Below are 15,514 nucleotides of genomic sequence, written 5' to 3' on the forward strand. Positions count from 1 at the left end.
ACCTGGGCTCAACTTTGCCTTGGGACCTTCTCGCGGACCACCGGCAGCGCCTATGGTTTCCGGCGGAGGTCAGACGCGACCTTCATTCGTATTGATCGGCAGGGAGGCGGATGAATCCTCGACAGCGACGTGCGGTGCTGTTGCTCGCACTTGCGGTGGCCGGGCTCCTCGGCGTGTTCGCGTTGATCGTGAACTACGTCTCGGAGGTCGAGACCCAGGTGGGCGACAAGGTCGTCGTGCTCGAGTTGACCCGGCCCGCGAAGGCCAACGAGGCCATCACCGACGACATGGTCACCGAGAAGGCGATCCCGGAGCGCTGGGCGCCCGCCGCCGCGCTGCGCGACCGCACGCGACTGGTCGGCGTCGTCGCCGCCGCCGACCTCGAGCCGAAGTCGATCCTGCAGGAGGGCATGCTCGTCACGCCGCCCGAGATCAGCGAGGGCGAGCGCGAGGTCGCGATCCTGGTCGACGCCGCCACCGGCGTCGCGGGCAAGATCGAGCCCGGCCGCCAGGTCGACGTGATCGCCTCCTACGCGGCGACCGAGGCGGACCCGGACAAGGGCGTGGCGGCCCGGCCCGCCCGCTCGGTCGTGATCGTCCCGGGCGCGAAGGTGATCGCCGTCGGGTCGCCGCGCGAGAAGCCCGCGACCACCGCCCAGGACGCCCAGCAGAACCCGGGCAGCGTCGTGCCGGTCACGTTCGCGCTGTCCAAGAAGCAGGAGCTGCGCGTCGCCCACGCGCAGGTGTTCGCCGCCGACGTCCGGCTCGCGCTGCTGCGCCCCGGCGACCGTCCCGAGCGCACCCTGGGCGAGACGATCTTCGACGGCGAGGACCCCAAGAAGGGCGACGAGGGCGTGACGGGATGAGCGCCCGCCTGCTGATCGCCGTCGCCGACGACGAGCCCGGCCGGCGGGTGTCGCGGCACCATGCTCTCGATTTCGGGCGTCCCGAGGCGGGGGAGACGCTCCGATGAGCGCCCGCCTGCTGATCGCCGTCGCCGACGACGAGCCCGGCCAGCGGGTGTCGCGGCACCATGCTCTCGATTTCGGGCGTCCCGAGGCGGGGGAGACGCTCCGATGAGCGCCCGCCTGCTGATCGCCGTCGCCGACGACGAGACCGCGCGCCGCGCCGCCGCGCAGGCCCGCGAGGCGGAGTTCGAGGTCGCCGACATCGTCATCGAGCCCGACGAGCTGCACCGCGCGCTGCGCCGGCTCGACGTCGATGTCGTGCTCCTGCACGACGCGCTCGGCGCCGTCCCCGTGCTCGACCTCGCCCGCGACCTCGCCGCGCAGTACCCCGAGGTCGGCCTGATCCTGCTCGCCGTCGAGGACTCGCCGGGCCTGCTGCGCGCCGCCATGCAGGCCGGGATGCGCGACGTCGTCGCGCTGCCGCTCGCACTGGAGTCCTTCGAGTCCAGCGTGCGCTCCGCCGCGCAGTGGTCGCGGACGATGCGCGACCGCGTCACGGGCGAGGAGTCCGCCGGGGCCTCGCTCGGCGGCCAGCTCGTCGTCGTCGCCGGCGCGAAGGGTGGGGTGGGGACGACCACGGTCGCGCTGCACCTCGGCATGGCGGCCGCGCGGATGGCGCCCGGCCGGCCCGTCTGCCTGGTCGACTTCGACCTCCAGAAGGGCGACTTCCGCTCGCTCCTGGACACCCCGCACCGGCGCAGCGTCGTCGACCTCGTGGTCGTCTCCAACGAGATCTCCGTCCGCCACCTGCAGGAGACGCTCTATACGCACAAGGACGGCTTCCGGCTGCTGCTGGCGCCCGAGGAGGGCGAGAAGGCCGAGGACGTCGACGCGACCGTCGCCCGCAACGTGCTCTCGGCCGTCAAGGCGCGCCACGCGCTGACGGTCGTCGACATCGGCGCCGTGGCCACCGAGGCGACCGCGATCGCCGCCGAGCTCGCCGGCCAGGTCCTGGTCGTCACGACGCCGGACGTCGTCGCGCTGCGCGGCGTGCGCCGGATGCGCGAGCTCTGGAAGCGCCTCGGCGTGCGCGAGGACGAGGACGTCCGGATCGTGCTCAACCGGACCAGCCGGCGGCGCGAGATCCAACCCGACCTCGCCCGCAAAGTGGTCGGCGAGACGATGGCCGCGACCACGATCCCCGCCGACTTCAACGCGCTCGAGGCCGCCGTCAACACCGGCTCGCCGAGCCGCATGGAGGACAACAAGCTGCGTGGCGCGTTCGAGAGCCTCGCGACCGAGCTGGGCATCGTCCCGCAGGCCGACGAGGGCCGCGAGCACGAGTCGCGCAGCCTCCTCGCCCGGCTGGGCGGCGAGCGCGGCCAGTCCACCGCCGAGGTGATGGGCCTGTTCCCGGTGCTGATCGCCGTGATCCTCGGGCTCTGGCAGATGGCGCTGACCGGCTACACCTACATCGCCGCCGGCCACGCCGCCCGCGAGGGCGCGCGCCAGCTCGCGGTGATCTCCACCGGCCAGCGAGCCGACGAGCGCTGGCAGGAGCGCCGCAAGAGCGGCGACGAGCCCGCCTATCGCCGGGTCGCCCGCGAGGACATCCCGAAGGCGTGGCGCAAGCGCGCCGACATCCGCCTGCGCGGCGACGTGACGGTCTCCGTCCGCCTGCGGGTCCCGCTGATCATCCCCGGCGTACACACGCCGCTGACGGTCGGCTCGACCGCCGACACCGTGCTCGAGGACGGGGCCCTGACCGACCGCCAGGAGACGACGCCGCACTCCAACGATCGCGGCGAGGGCGGGAACTGGAACTGATGCTGCGCCGCCTGCTCACAGAGCAACGGGGCCAGGCCTCGACCGAGCTGCTCGGGATGATGTGGTGGCTGCTGCTGGTCGGCCTCGCCGTCTGGCAGCTGCTGCTCGCGGCGTGGGCGGTCGACCAGGCCGCGAACGCCGCTCGCACCGCCAGCCGGGTCGAGGCGCGCGACGGCAACGCCGACAAGGCCGCCCACTGGGCCGTCTCGGCCAGCCTGCGCAAGGGCATGAAGGTCGTCGTCTCGGGGGACACCGCCACCGTGAGCGTCCGCGTCCCGATCGTGTTCCCCGGGCTGGGCGACGACCGTCTGCGCGTCGAGCGCAGCGCGACCCTCCCGAGCTGACATGGGCCTGCGCGATCGCATCGTCGCCGACCGGGCGCGCGGGGAGGACGGCTCTGCCGACGGCGTCGGGTACTACCGCCGGCGGCTGCTGGAGGAGATCGACCTCTCGGAGATCGCGGTCCTCTCCGACGAGCAGCGTCGCGCGCGGCTGGAGCGGGTGGTCGGGCGCATGGTCTCGCGCGAGGGCCCGGTGCTCTCGACCGCCGAGCGCTCGCGGCTGATCCGCCGGGTCGTCGACGAGGCCGTCGGGCTCGGCGTCCTCGAGCCGCTGCTGGCCGACGACACCGTGACCGAGATCATGGTCAACGGCACCGACGAGATCTACGTCGAGCGCAACGGCCGGATCGAGCGCGCCGACATCGCGTTCTCCGACGAGGCGCAGCTGTTCCAGACGATCGACCGGATCGTGTCGACCGTCAACCGGCGCGTCGACGAGTCCAGCCCGATGGTCGACGCGCGCCTGCCTACCGGCGAGCGCGTCAACGTGATCATCCCGCCGCTCGCGCTGCGCGGGCCGACGATGACGATCCGCCGCTTCCCGCGGCTGTTCACGCTCGACGAGCTGGTCGAGATCGGCTCGCTGGACGGCCAGAGCGCCGACCTGCTGCGGGCGTTCGTGCGCGCGCGGCTGAACATCGTCATCTCCGGCGGCACCGGCGCGGGCAAGACCACGATGCTCAACGCGCTCTCGGCGGCGGTGCCCGACGGCGAGCGCATCATCACCGTCGAGGACAACGCCGAGCTGCGCCTCCAGCAGCCGCACGTCGTCACGCTCGAGGCGCGCCCGGCCAACGTCGAGGGCAAGGGCGAGATCACGATCCGCGACCTCGTCCGCAACTCGCTCCGGATGCGGCCGGACCGGATCATCGTCGGCGAGGTCCGCGGGCCCGAGACCGTCGACATGCTGCAGGCGCTCAACACCGGCCACGAGGGCTCGCTCGTGACGCTGCACTCCAACTCCTGCGACGACGCCATCCACCGCCTGGCGACCTTGGCCTCGATGAGCGAGCTCAACATCCCGTTCGAGGCGCTGCGCGACCAGATCAACTCGGCGATCGACGTGATCGTGCAGGTCGACCGCTTCGCCGACGGCGGCCGCCGCGTGAGCGAGGTGGCGGTGGTTGCCTCCAACCGGCGTGAGACGTTCCGGCTGGCGTCCGTCCTGGAGTTCCTCACCGACCCCGTCGGCGCCGACCGGCGGGTGCGCGGGCGCCATGCGCACCGGCAGCTCCCGGCTCCGATCCTGCGGCGGCTGATGCTGGCCGGGGTGGAGGTCCCGCGCGCGTTCGCCGAGGCGGGCGACGCGGTCGCGATCGAACGATCGGCGGGGGATTGAGCCTGGCCAGCGGTCACAGAGGGCCCGACCGCGGGTTTCAGGCGTCCCATTGCGGCGAGGGTGCCCGATGAGCTCCGCCGGCTGGGCACTCGTGGTGCTGGCGGCCTCCGGGGCCGTCGGATTGGTCGGCCTGTGGCAGCTGTTGGCCGGGACGAGCCGCAGCGCCGAGCTCGCCGCGCGCGGCCAGGCGGGGATGGGCGAGGGGACGGGGCGCAGCCTGATCCGCACGCTCGACGTCCGCTTCCGCCGTACGGCCACGGGGCGGCGGCTCGCCGCCTGGCTCGCCGGGGCGGGCGTGGCGCTCAGCCCGGTCGAGCTGATCGGGCTCGTCACCGGCGCGGCGCTCGTCAGCTGGGCCGTCCTGCTGCTGCTGTTCGCGGGCTGGCTGGCGTTCGTGGTCGCCGTGGGCGGCACGATCCTGGTCACGCGCGCGCTGATCGGCCGGCGCCGCGCGCGCCGCAGCGAGGCGTTCATCGAGCAGCTCCCGGAGATCGGCCGGATGCTGGCCAACGGCGCCCAGGCCGGGCTCTCGATGCCGCAGGCGGTGGCGATGGCGTCCCGCGAGCTCGCCGATCCGGGCGCGGCGGAGCTCAAGCGGGTCGTCGAGGAGCTGCGGCTCGGGCAGTCGATCGAGAACGCGCTCGAAGGGCTGCGGCAGCGGCTGCCCTCGCGTGAGGTGTCGGTGCTGCTGACGACGATCGTGATCCAGCAGCGCGCGGGCGGCGACACCGTGCGCGCGCTCGGCGAGTTGGCGGCGACGCTCGAGGCGCGCAAGGACCTGCGCCGCGAGGTCACGACGCTGCTCTCGGGCGTGGTCTTCACGTCCTACGTCGTCGCCGCGATCGGCGGCGGCACGATCCTGCTCTTGAACGTGATGTCGCCGGGCGTGACGAAGGCGATGACGAGCTCGGCGATCGGCATCGCGGGGCTGGCGGTGACGGCAGTGCTGTGGACGGTCGCGTTCACGCTGATCCGCCGGACGACGAGGATCGACGTCTGATGCCGGTGCTCTTCGGCGCGCTCGTGGTCGTCTTCGCCGCGCTCGCCCTGGCGGCGATCCCGATGCTGCGCGACGCGGGCCCGGTCGAGCGGCTCGGCGGCCGGATCGGCGGGACGGTCGAGACGCCGGAGCGCAGCGGGATGCTCACACGGCTCGTGGAGGGCCTGGCGGGGCGGCTCGGGCCGCGCCTTGCGCCGAGCCTGCGCGCCTCGCGGCGGTCGTCGCTCGAGCACAAGCTCGACATCGCGGGCCGGCCGGCCGGGATGACCGTCCAGCAGTTCATCGGCCGCAAGGCGGCGCTCGCGATCCTGCTCGGCGGCGGCGCGGGCGGGTTCATGCTCCTGCTCGGCGCGGGTCCGGTCTTCATCGTGTTCGGCGGGATCTTCGGCTGGTTCTCGCCCGACATCTGGCTCTCGCGCACGGGCCGGCTGCGCCAGGAGGCGATCGAGCGCACGCTCCCGGACTTCCTCGACATCCTCGCCGTCAGCGTGCGCGCCGGGCTCGGCTACCGGTACGCGCTGCGCCGCGTCGCCGAGGCGCTCGGCGGCCCGGTGGGCGAGGAGATGCTGACGGCGCTGCGGCAGATCGAGCTGGGCGTCGACCGGCGCGACGCGTTCCTGGCGCTGCGCGAACGCAACGACTCCGACAGCCTGAAGTCGTTCGTCTCCGCCCAGTTGCAGGCCGAGGAGCTCGGCGTGCCGCTGTCGGAGGCCCTGCACGACATCGCCGACGACATGCGCCGGATGGCGGCGCAGAACGCCCGGCGGGAGGCGCAGCGGGCCAGCCCGCGTGTCAGCCTTCTGGTGACGACCCTGATCGTCCCGGGTTCGATGATCCTGATCCTGCTCTCCATCTACTTCTCGGTCAGCGGCCAGGGGGTCAACCTCTTTGGTGGGTAGCCCCACGCGGTTGGAGGGACGCGGCGCCGACGGCGCCGGTGGCTGGCTCGCGAACGCCTGCCGGCTGATCCTCAACGTCCGCGCGGGCATCCTGCTGATCACGCTGGTCTCGCTCGGCGGTGAGGAGCATCGCGGGCTGGTCGTCGCCGCGCTGCTCGTCGCGAGTGTCGCGTCGATCGTGCCGGTCGTGCGCTGGGACCGGGTGGGGCCGGCCCTCGTCCGCCACCCGTCCTACCTCGCGGGCGAGCTCGTGCTGGCCGCGCTGATCCTCGTCCTCACGGGGGTCGACAGCCCGTTCTTCTTCTTCACGCTCGGCACCGCGCTGCTGGGCGGGCTCGTGTACGGCTACCCGGGCGCTGGCCTGTTCTCGGTGATGCTGATCGTCGGGTACGCGTACGCGGTCCACATCCGCGCCCCGATCGACGGCACCGCGGTCGACTTCCGCACGATCGTCGTGCTGCCGTCGCTGTACCCGATCGTGGCCGTGGCGGGCGCGGGCGCCCGGCGGCTGCTGGACCGCCAGGCGGAGGCCGAGGCGACGCTGGCCGAGCAGGAGCGCACGATGGCCGCCCAGGCCGAGCGCGAGCGGCTCGCGCGCGACATGCACGACTCGCTGGCCAAGACCGTCCACGGCATCGGCTTCGCGGCGCTGGCGCTCTCGCGCCGCATCCAGGTCGACCCGCCCGGCGCGGTCGAGGACGCCCGCAAGCTGGCCGACGACGCGCGCACGGCGGCGCAGGAGGCACGCGAGCTGCTCAGCGGGCTCCGCGGCCGTGACGACGCCGAGCTGCCGCTCCCGACCGCGATCCGCTCCGAGGCGGCGCGGTGGGGTGAGCGCACCGGGACCCGCGTGGGCGGGTCGCTCGACGACGTCGGCCCGCTGCCGTCGCTGGCCCTGCGCGAGCTGCGGTGGATCTTGAAAGAGGCGCTGGCCAACGTCGAGCGCTACGCGCACGCGTCGCGGGTCGACGTGCACCTGCGGCGACTGGGCGCGCGGGTGGTGCTGACGATCGCCGACGACGGCGTCGGCTTCGAGGTCCCGGACGACCTCGACGAGCTCCCCGGCGGCTCGTTCGGGCTGCGCGGGATGCGCGAGCGGGCCAAGCTCGCGGGCGGCGATCTGAGCGTCGAGTCCGAGCCCGACGACGGCACGGTGATCTCGGTCTGGGTGCCCGCGGGCGCGCCGCCCCGTCAGCCCGAAGGGCCTGAGCCGCCGCCCGCCGCCGGGACTTCCGCTACGGTGCCCGAAGGCGCTGTGGAGGGGTTCACTTGGCAGTGATCCGCGTACTACTCGTGGACGACAACGCAATCGTGCGGCGGGGCATCGCCTCGTTGCTGGCCGATGCCCAGGGCATCGAGGTCGTCGGCGAGGCCGGGGACGGCAAGCAGGCGATCGAGATCGCCCGCGAGGTCAGCCCCGACGTCGTGTGCCTGGACGTGCGGATGCCGGTGATGGACGGCGTCGCCGCGGCCGGCCCGCTGTCGGAGAAGGCCAAGGTCCTGATGCTCTCCTACTCCGAGGACGAGCAGCTCGTCACCGGGGCGATCCGCAACGGCGCCGCCGGCTATCTCGTCCACGGCCGCTTCGAGCCCGACGACCTGGAGGCCCGGATCAAGGCGGTCGCGGCGGGGGAGATGGTGCTCTCGCCCGCGGTCACGCCCGCGGTCTTCGAGGCCCTGCGACGCGCGCCCGGGACCGAGAACGAGTCCGAGGAGCTCGGGATGGGCTCGCTCACCTCGCGCGAACGAGAGGTCCTGAATCTGCTCGCGCGCGGCATGTCCAACGCCGCGATCGCCGAGGAGCTGTTCATCACCAACAAGACGGTGAAGAACCACCTGTCGCGGATCTACGAGAAGATCGGCGTCCACTCCCGAGCCGAGGCGATCGCCTTGTGGCTCGGCGTTCGCGACCGCTGAAAGTCCCGGGGGTCCCACGCGAGATTGGGACCTCTGGCCCGGGTCGAAGTTGAGTCCCGGGCCTCTCGTCGGACCCCTTGGCCGAACGTAGATTGACCCCAGCGTTCGTCAACCGATTTGCCAGGGGGCCAACCCACATGTCCAACATCATCACCTCCACACGGGACGCCGGCCGCGAGGCCACGATCACCATGTACTTTGGTGTCCGCCGCGCCGGCCGCGTCCTCGCCGAGCGTGCCAAGGACCCGACCGGCCAGACGGCCGCCGAGTACATGGGCGTCCTGTTCCTGGTCGCGATGATCATCGCCGCGATCGTGCTGCTGAAGGTGCCGCAGACGATCGCCGACGGCATCAGCGGGCTGGTCAACAACATCAGCACGGGCACCGACCCGAAGGCCGGCACGACGCCGCCCACGAAGCCGTAACCCACCGGCTCTCCTCCAGCAGCACCGTAGGACCCCCGCTGACCACGGGGGTCCTACGCGCGCTTGGGACCTTTGGCCCAGGCCCGAATGAGTCCCGCGGCCCTGGTGCGCCGCGCCGCGCGCACATAGCTTGGTCGCGTGCCCCGGCACATCCTCGAGCTCTGGTTCAGAGTGCGCTCCTGGGCGGCTGCCCACACGGCTCAGACCGGGGCCGAGTACCTGGGCGTGCTGCTCGTCGTGGCGGCGATCATCGCCACGCTCGTCGCGACCGGTCCCGGGCAGGAGATCGGGGACAAGCTCTCCGAGCTGGTGCGCGACATCTCCGGCGGCAAGTAGCCTGCAGGCGTGCTCGGTCGCCTCGCAGTGGTTGTCCTGGCGGCCTGGCTGCTCGGTGCGGGCGTGGCTCGCGCCCAGACCTCGGACACCCGCAACCGCGCGCTGATCGTGCTCGACGCGTCGAAGTCGATGAACGAGGACGCGGGCAACGGCGGGACGCGGCTGGACGCGGCCAAGAAGGCCGTCGATGCCCTCGTCGACCGGCTGCCGGAGGGCGCTCCGCTCGGCCTGCGCGTCTACGGCTCCAAGGTCAGCGAGGTCTCGCGCGCCGAGGGGTGCAAGGACACCGAGCTGACGGTGCCGGTCGGCCCGCTCGACAAGGACGCGCTGCGCTCGACCGTCAACGCGCTCCAGGGAAAGGGCCGGACGCCGATCGGCAGCTCGCTGCTGGCCGTCCCCGACGATCTCGGCAGCGCCGAGGGCCGGCGCAGCGTCGTCCTGGTCACCGACGGCGGAGACAACTGCGCGCCGCCCGACCCGTGCAAGGCGGCCGAGGAGGTCGCGCGGCGGGGCGTCGAGATGTCGATCTCGGTCGTGGGCTTCCAGGTCAACGACCGTGTGCGCCAGCAGCTGCGATGCATCGCCGACGCGGGCGGTGGCTCCTACGTCGACGTGGGCGACGCGGACAAGCTCGGCGACGAGCTCGCCGCGCTGCTCTCGCGCGCCTACCGGTCCTATGAGCCGACCGGGACCAAGGTCGCCGGTGGCCCTTCACGTGAGCAGGCCGCGGCGCTCGGCGAGGGCCTGTTCCTCGACGCGCTGCCCGCGACCGAGGGCGATCGCTGGTTCTCGGTCGACGTGCCCGCGGGGCGGCGGCTCGTCGTGTCGGCCACCGCGATCCCGCCGCAGGGGTCCTCCGGCGCCGGCGGCTTCGTGCTCGGCCTGCTCAAGCCGGGCGCGGATCACGCGAACCCGCTCGAGTCCGGGATCATCCGCGGCGCGCTGCAGGACACCCAGGCGGGAACGACGGTCACGCACAGCGTGCGCATGACCCAGCAGGACCCGCCGGGGAAGTACTTCTTCACGGTCAACCTCGAGCACGGCACCAACGCGGGACTCGGGGTCGACGTGCCGGTCGAGATCGCGGTGCAGCTGCTCAAACCGGGCGCGAGCGTCGGGATGGTGCGCGCGCCGGGAGCGCTGGCGACGCCGACGGCCACCGCGCGTCCGAAGGCTTCGCCCGCGCCGGAGGCGGCGGACGACGACAGCGCGCTCGGCAACTGGCTGGTCGTGATCGGCGTGCTGGTGGGCGGGCTCGTCGTGGGCTTCGCCGCGGCCTCCGTGCTCACGCGCAAGGCGGCGGCATGAGGCGTGCGCTCGCACTCGCGCTCGTCCTGTCGGCGTGGCTCGCGCCCGCCGCGCGCGCGCAGGACACGGGGACGCCCGTCGTCGGCGGCGGGTCGTTCAACAGCGCGCCCGTGCTCGAGCCCGGCACCTACCGCGACACGATCCTGCCCACCGAGTACCTCTACTACGGCTTCCGCTTGGCTGCCGGGCAGCGCCTGGACGTGACCGTCACGCTCCCGGACATCCCGCCCGAGTCCGTGCGTTCGATGGGCGTGATCTGGCTGGCGGGCAACATCCACACGCCGACGCGGACCGAGACCGACGTGTTCGCCAACCGCGACGACGCCATCGGGTTCGACGGCACCGGGCCCAACGAGACGCTCTCGGTCTCCAGCGACGACGTCTCGGCCGAGCAGGACGACAGCGCGAGCGGGGCCTGGCGTGGCGCCGGCGTCTACTACCTCGCGCTGCACGCGGTCGTGGGGGCGGGGACGACCGATCCGGTGCGCGCGGAGATCCCGCTCACGTTCCGCGCGGAGGTGGTGGGTGAGGCCGCGCCGAACGCGACGCCGACACCGACGCCGACACCCACGCCGACCGCTACCGCGACGCCCGCCAAGCGCGCCGAGGCGTCGGCCGGACCTCCAGCGGCCGTGGCGGCCGTCGCCGGGGTGGGCGGCATCCTGCTCGGCGTCTTCGCCGGCATCGCCCGCCGCCGTCGCTGACAGGGTTCGAATTCCTCCATAAGTCCAGTGGGTGCGCCGGTGGCCGCCGTACACTGGATGTAGTTGCAGATCGCCGAACGCATCAGAGCGGACGTGACCGCCGCCATGAAGGCGGGGGAGCGCGAACGTGTCGCGGCGTTGCGGCTGGTGCTCTCCGAGTTGCAGAAGGACGCGAAGGAGGGCTCCGGCGACGAGCTGGCGGTCCTGCGGCGCGAACGCAAGAAGCGCCGCGAGGCCGAGGAGGCCTTCCGGGCGGGCGGGCGTGCCGAGCAGGCCGCCGCCGAGGCCTATGAGGCGGCGACGATCGAGGAGTACCTGCCGGCCGAGCTGTCCGACGAGGAACTCGACGGGCTGGTGGCGGCCGCGGTGGCGGAGACGGGGGCGTCCTCGCCACGCGACATGGGCCGGGTGATCAAGCAGGTGATGGAGGCCGCCGGCGGTCGCGCCGACGGGAAGCGGGTCTCGACCAAGGTGAAGGAAGCGCTCAACTAGATGGCAAGAAGGCAGCTGGAGGTATCCAACGAGGTGGCGGCGGAGCTCGCCGGGTCGCGCGACGCGGCGTTGCGCACGCTCGAGGAGCATCTGGATTGCGAAGTCTTCTTGAGAGGCAACATCGTCACCCTCGATGGCGACGCGGAGGCCGTGCAGGCCGGCGCGACGGTGATCCGCGAGCTCTCGGCGCTCGTCGAGCGCGGGCATGACATCGGCCCGGCGACGATCGAGTCGGTCGCGCGGGTGCTCGAGTCCGCGGAGTCGCCGTCGCAGGTGCTCGAGGACGTCGTGTGGCGCCACCGCAACCTGCGGGTCGCCCCGAAGTCGGTCAACCAGAAGCGCTACGTGGACGCGATCCGCCGCTCGACGGTGACGTTCGGCATCGGCCCGGCCGGTACCGGCAAGACGTTCCTGGCGATGGCGATGGCGACCGCCGCGTTGTCGCGGCGCGAGGTCAACCGGATCATCCTGACGCGGCCGGCGGTCGAGGCGGGCGAGCGGCTGGGCTTCCTGCCGGGCGACCTGATGGCGAAGGTCGACCCGTACCTGCGGCCGCTGTTCGACGCGCTGAACGACATGATGGACCCCGAGCGCGTGGCCACGCACCTGGAGAAGGGCGTGATCGAGGTCGCGCCGCTGGCGTTCATGCGCGGGCGCACTTTGAACGACTCGTTCGTGATCCTCGACGAGGCCCAGAACACCACGCCCGAGCAGATGAAGATGTTCCTGACCCGGCTCGGGTTCGGCTCCAGGATGGTCGTGACGGGCGACATCACCCAGGTCGACCTCCCGCGCGACCAGAAGTCCGGCCTGCTCGTGGTCGGCGACATCCTCAAGGACATCGAAGGGGTCGAGTTCGTGCGCTTCGGCGGCGACGACGTCGTGCGTCACAAGCTCGTCCAGCGGATCGTGGAAGCGTATGACCAGCATGACGCCGGGCAGGCGAGCAACCTGCGCCCGGCCCAGGCGGATCACCGCCGCAGAACGGCCTAAGAGTGATCGTGATCGAAATCACGGCGGATCGCTGGCCAGATCCCCGGTCGTCTCTGCCGGTGACCGGCAGGCGGTCGCATACTGGTGGTACGTGTCTGCCTGCCGGGGCCCGGCAGAGGCGGGCGGGGCCCGCCAGAACCCGTCGTGATTTCGGAAACGGTCACTAGGTTGCTCGATATCGAAGTGATCGGCGGCGCGCTCTCTCGGGAGCGCGTCGAAGAGGCGGTCGGCTACGCGGCCGCCTCCGCCGGGATCGAGGAAGGCCATGTCGCGATCGAGTTCGTCAACGCGGAGCGCATCGCGGAGCTCAACGAGGTGTGGCGGGGAAAGATCGGTCCGACCGACGTGCTCTCTTTTCCGGTTGACGAGGATGAGGTGGATCCTCTCGGCGAGCGCGAATTGGGGGACGTCTTCATATGCCCCGAGTACACGTCGGATCTGGTCGAGGCGGTCGTGCACGGCGTACTGCATCTGACCGGGATGGATCACGAGGTCGACGAGGGCGAGATGCTCGCTTTGCAGGCCGAGATCATGGGGTGGCTGCGATGACGCGGAGCGGGTTCGTCGCGCTCGCGGGCCGGCCGAACGTCGGCAAGTCGACGTTGGTCAACGCCATGGTCGGGCACAAGGTCGCGATCGTCTCCGACAAGCCGCAGACGACCCGGCGGGCGATCCGCGGGGTGATCACGGTGCCGGACGCGTTCCAGCTCGTGCTCACGGACCTGCCGGGCGTGCAGCGGCCGCGCGACGCGCTGACGTCGCGCATGCAGAAGCGGGTGGAGCAGGAGCTCTCCGAAGCCGACGCCGCGCTGTTCGTGGTCAACGGCGACCAGGGCGTGGGCGGCGCCGGCGACCGCTTCATCGCGGAGGCGCTCACGAGCGCCCGCATCCCGATCGTGATCGCGGTCAACAAGGTCGACCGCCTCAACCACGCCCGGACCGTGAAGGCGCTGTCGGTCGCGTCCGAGCTGGGCCTCCCGGAGGCCGAGGTCTTCCCGATCTCCGCACGCACGGGGAAGGGCGTCCCGCCGCTGCTGGACTATCTGAGCGGCCTGCTGCCCGAGGGCCCGTTCTACTTCCCGCCCGAGGACGTCTCCGACCAGCCCGAGGACGTGATGCTGGCCGAGCTGGTGCGCGAGCAGGTCCTGCTGCGCACCCGCCAGGAGGTCCCGCACGCCGTCGAGGTCCAGATCGAGGAGATCGAGCAGACCGAGACCCACACCGTCGTCCGCGCGACGATGTGGGTGGAGACCGAGTCCCAGAAGGGCATCCTGATCGGCCACCACGGCCGCATGATCAAGGCGATCGGCACCGCCGCCCGCAAGGAGATCGAGCGCGAGCTCGCCGAACACGTCCACCTGGACCTGTCCGTGCGCGTGCGCCGCTCGTGGCGCGCCGACGACGCCCTGCTGGACCGGCTCGGCATCACCTAAAGGGGCCTGACCCCTTTATGTTGGTGGCCTAGGGGTTTCCCTGATTTCGCCGGGGGCGGGGCGGGCGACGATGGCGCGACCATGCTCCGCCGCTCCCTCGCCCTCTCCGCCTTCGCGCTCTTCGCGATCGCCGCGCCCGCCGGCGCGGCGACCTACTCCGTCCCCGGCACGACGCTGAGCGTCACCCCGCTCGCCGGGGAGGCCAACCAGGTGCTCGTCGAGATCGCGAACGGCGACTGGCGGGTGACGCGCGACAACGCCGCGGCGGCGCCGGTCGTCGCCGGCTCGTTCTGCTCGCAGCTGCAGACCAACGCGCAGGTCCGGTGCGACATCAGCGGGACGATCAACTTCTCGCTCGGCGACGGCAACGACAAGGTCACGAAGATCACGCCCGGGCACGGCGGGACGATCAACGGCGACGCGGGCAACGACACGCTGGTCGCGATGGACAACACGGTCGCGAACCTCAACGGCGGGGCCGACGACGACTACCTCGAGGCGAGCGGGTCGATGGCCGACGTCTTCAACGGCGGCGACGGCAATGACACGATCCGCGGCGGGGCGGGGGCGGACGTCGTCAACGGCGGCGCCGGCACGGACACGTTCCTGGTCGCGGGCGGCGCGTGGACGGTCTCGCTCGACGACTTCGCCAACGACGGCATCCCGGGCTCGAACGTCGCCAACGTGCGCTCCGACGTCGAGAACGCCACCGGTGGAACGTTCGCGGACGAACTCACCGGCAGCGCGGCGGCGAACGTCCTGCGCGGCGGCGGTGGGGGCGACAAGCTCGACGGCAAGGGCGGCTCGGACTCGATCTTCGGCGAGGGCGGCGACGACACGATCGCCGCCCGCGACGGCGCCGCGGACACGATCGACTGCGGCGACGGCAACGACGCGGTCGCCGCCGACCCGCAGGACATCGTCATCGCCTGCGAGACGGTCACCTACGCGGACGCCGACGGCGACGGATCGCCGGCCAACGTCGACTGCAACGACGCCAACGCGGCCATCCACCCGGGCGCGCACGACATCCCGGGCAACGGCATCGACGAGGACTGCTCGGGCGCCGACGAGCCCAAGGTCGAGCCGACGCCCACCGCCACCCCGACGGTGACCGTGACCGCGACGCCGACCGCCACGGCCACCGCTACGGCGACCGCCACCGCGACCGCGACCGCCACGCCGCAGCCGACCCCGATCGCCACGGTCGCGCCGGCCATCACGCCCACCCCGACCGCGACGCCGTCGCTGGACTCCGTGATCCTCGTGACCTATCGCTACGCGAAGACCTACACGCTCTTCGACGAGGTCATCGTCCGCAACGCCCGCGCCGGCTCCACGCTCACCCTCAAGTGCTCCGGCAAGGGCTGCCCGAAGTCCCTCAAGCCCCGCACGATCGCCAAGGACGCGCACAAGCTGCGCATCCCCAAGCCCCTCGGCAAGGCCAAGCCCAAGGTCGGCGCCCGCTTCGAGGTCCGCATCACCCGCGCCAACTCCACGATCGGCGCCCGCTACACCGTCCGCGCCAACCGCACCCCGTCGCGCCGCGACTTCTAAAGCCCACATAAAGGGTCAGACCCCTTATGTGGGGT

General features: G+C 72.2%; 17 protein-coding genes. All 17 read left to right on the forward strand.

From position 1 onward, the window contains the following. The first annotated feature begins 140 nt into the window (after positions 1–140). On the forward strand, positions 141–866 hold the full coding sequence (cpaB, locus tag G569_RS52950; protein ID WP_169542282.1) for a Flp pilus assembly protein CpaB: 726 nt from the start codon (positions 141–143) through the stop codon (positions 864–866). Positions 867–1,076: 210 nt separating this feature from the next. Next, positions 1,077–2,735 (forward strand): CpaE/TadZ family protein, encoded by a 1,659-nt coding sequence (locus G569_RS52955; protein WP_053227213.1) that lies wholly within the window; start codon positions 1,077–1,079, stop codon positions 2,733–2,735. Then, positions 2,735–3,079 (forward strand): hypothetical protein, encoded by a 345-nt coding sequence (locus G569_RS0130760; RefSeq protein ID WP_037500327.1) that lies wholly within the window; start codon positions 2,735–2,737, stop codon positions 3,077–3,079. The genes G569_RS52955 and G569_RS0130760 overlap by 1 nt, the downstream gene beginning before the upstream one ends. A 1-nt stretch (position 3,080) precedes the next feature. Beyond that, positions 3,081–4,415, forward strand: coding sequence for a TadA family conjugal transfer-associated ATPase (locus G569_RS0130765; protein ID WP_028066265.1), 1,335 nt, complete (start codon positions 3,081–3,083; stop codon positions 4,413–4,415). Between the two features lie 67 nt (positions 4,416–4,482). After that, positions 4,483–5,415, forward strand: a complete 933-nt coding sequence (locus G569_RS0130770) for a type II secretion system F family protein (RefSeq protein WP_028066266.1) — start codon at positions 4,483–4,485, stop codon at positions 5,413–5,415. Further along, complete coding sequence (locus G569_RS52960; RefSeq protein ID WP_053227214.1) at positions 5,415–6,314, forward strand: type II secretion system F family protein; 900 nt, start codon at positions 5,415–5,417, stop codon at positions 6,312–6,314. The genes G569_RS0130770 and G569_RS52960 overlap by 1 nt, the downstream gene beginning before the upstream one ends. A 10-nt stretch (positions 6,315–6,324) precedes the next feature. Next, the gene (locus G569_RS66135; protein ID WP_053227215.1) at positions 6,325–7,593 is read left to right on the forward strand and encodes a sensor histidine kinase; all 1,269 of its coding nucleotides are present in this window, start codon (positions 6,325–6,327) and stop codon (positions 7,591–7,593) included. A gap of 14 nt (positions 7,594–7,607) precedes the next feature. After that, entirely contained in the window at positions 7,608–8,231 is a 624-nt protein-coding gene (locus G569_RS0130785) for a LuxR C-terminal-related transcriptional regulator (RefSeq protein WP_211233137.1), read from the forward strand. A 137-nt stretch (positions 8,232–8,368) separates the two neighbouring features. Next, entirely contained in the window at positions 8,369–8,656 is a 288-nt protein-coding gene (locus G569_RS52970; protein ID WP_037500330.1) for a hypothetical protein, read from the forward strand. Positions 8,657–8,794: 138 nt separating this feature from the next. Next, positions 8,795–8,992: a hypothetical protein gene (locus G569_RS52975; protein WP_037500333.1), complete on the forward strand. Its 198-nt coding sequence runs from the start codon at positions 8,795–8,797 to the stop codon at positions 8,990–8,992. Between the two features lie 9 nt (positions 8,993–9,001). Then, positions 9,002–10,300, forward strand: a complete 1,299-nt coding sequence (locus G569_RS59355; protein WP_157592435.1) for a vWA domain-containing protein — start codon at positions 9,002–9,004, stop codon at positions 10,298–10,300. Continuing rightward, entirely contained in the window at positions 10,297–11,004 is a 708-nt protein-coding gene (locus tag G569_RS0130805; RefSeq protein ID WP_028066269.1) for a hypothetical protein, read from the forward strand. Before G569_RS59355 ends, G569_RS0130805 begins: the two co-directional genes overlap by 4 nt. A 63-nt stretch (positions 11,005–11,067) precedes the next feature. Next, on the forward strand, positions 11,068–11,496 hold the full coding sequence (locus tag G569_RS0130810; RefSeq protein WP_028066270.1) for a GatB/YqeY domain-containing protein: 429 nt from the start codon (positions 11,068–11,070) through the stop codon (positions 11,494–11,496). After that, complete coding sequence (locus G569_RS0130815) at positions 11,497–12,489, forward strand: PhoH family protein (protein ID WP_028066271.1); 993 nt, start codon at positions 11,497–11,499, stop codon at positions 12,487–12,489. It begins immediately after the preceding gene. Positions 12,490–12,657: 168 nt separating this feature from the next. Continuing rightward, entirely contained in the window at positions 12,658–13,038 is a 381-nt protein-coding gene (ybeY, locus tag G569_RS0130820; protein WP_037500337.1) for an rRNA maturation RNase YbeY, read from the forward strand. After that, a complete protein-coding gene (era, locus tag G569_RS0130825) occupies positions 13,035–13,922 on the forward strand; it encodes a GTPase Era (RefSeq protein WP_037500340.1) in 888 nt (295 codons plus the stop codon). The genes ybeY and era overlap by 4 nt, the downstream gene beginning before the upstream one ends. 81 nt (positions 13,923–14,003) lie before the next feature. Next, positions 14,004–15,479, forward strand: coding sequence for a MopE-related protein (locus tag G569_RS0130830; RefSeq protein ID WP_028066274.1), 1,476 nt, complete (start codon positions 14,004–14,006; stop codon positions 15,477–15,479). Positions 15,480–15,514 lie beyond the last annotated feature (35 nt).

The organism is Solirubrobacter soli DSM 22325 (genome assembly GCF_000423665.1).
Taxonomy (GTDB): domain Bacteria; phylum Actinomycetota; class Thermoleophilia; order Solirubrobacterales; family Solirubrobacteraceae; genus Solirubrobacter; species Solirubrobacter soli.

Bases quoted from the DNA above. Each gene is read 5' to 3' on its own strand.
- G569_RS52955 (WP_053227213.1), top strand. From the start codon at position 1,077: ATGAGCGCCCGCCTGCTGATCGCCGTCGCCGACGACGAGACCGCGCGC.
- G569_RS0130760 (WP_037500327.1), top strand. From the start codon at position 2,735: ATGCTGCGCCGCCTGCTCACAGAGCAACGGGGCCAGGCCTCGACCGAG.
- G569_RS0130765 (WP_028066265.1), top strand. From the start codon at position 3,081: ATGGGCCTGCGCGATCGCATCGTCGCCGACCGGGCGCGCGGGGAGGAC.
- G569_RS0130770 (WP_028066266.1), top strand. From the start codon at position 4,483: ATGAGCTCCGCCGGCTGGGCACTCGTGGTGCTGGCGGCCTCCGGGGCC.
- G569_RS52960 (WP_053227214.1), top strand. From the start codon at position 5,415: ATGCCGGTGCTCTTCGGCGCGCTCGTGGTCGTCTTCGCCGCGCTCGCC.
- G569_RS52970 (WP_037500330.1), top strand. From the start codon at position 8,369: ATGTCCAACATCATCACCTCCACACGGGACGCCGGCCGCGAGGCCACG.
- G569_RS0130805 (WP_028066269.1), top strand. From the start codon at position 10,297: ATGAGGCGTGCGCTCGCACTCGCGCTCGTCCTGTCGGCGTGGCTCGCG.
- G569_RS0130815 (WP_028066271.1), top strand. From the start codon at position 11,497: ATGGCAAGAAGGCAGCTGGAGGTATCCAACGAGGTGGCGGCGGAGCTC.
- era (WP_037500340.1), top strand. From the start codon at position 13,035: ATGACGCGGAGCGGGTTCGTCGCGCTCGCGGGCCGGCCGAACGTCGGC.
- G569_RS0130830 (WP_028066274.1), top strand. From the start codon at position 14,004: ATGCTCCGCCGCTCCCTCGCCCTCTCCGCCTTCGCGCTCTTCGCGATC.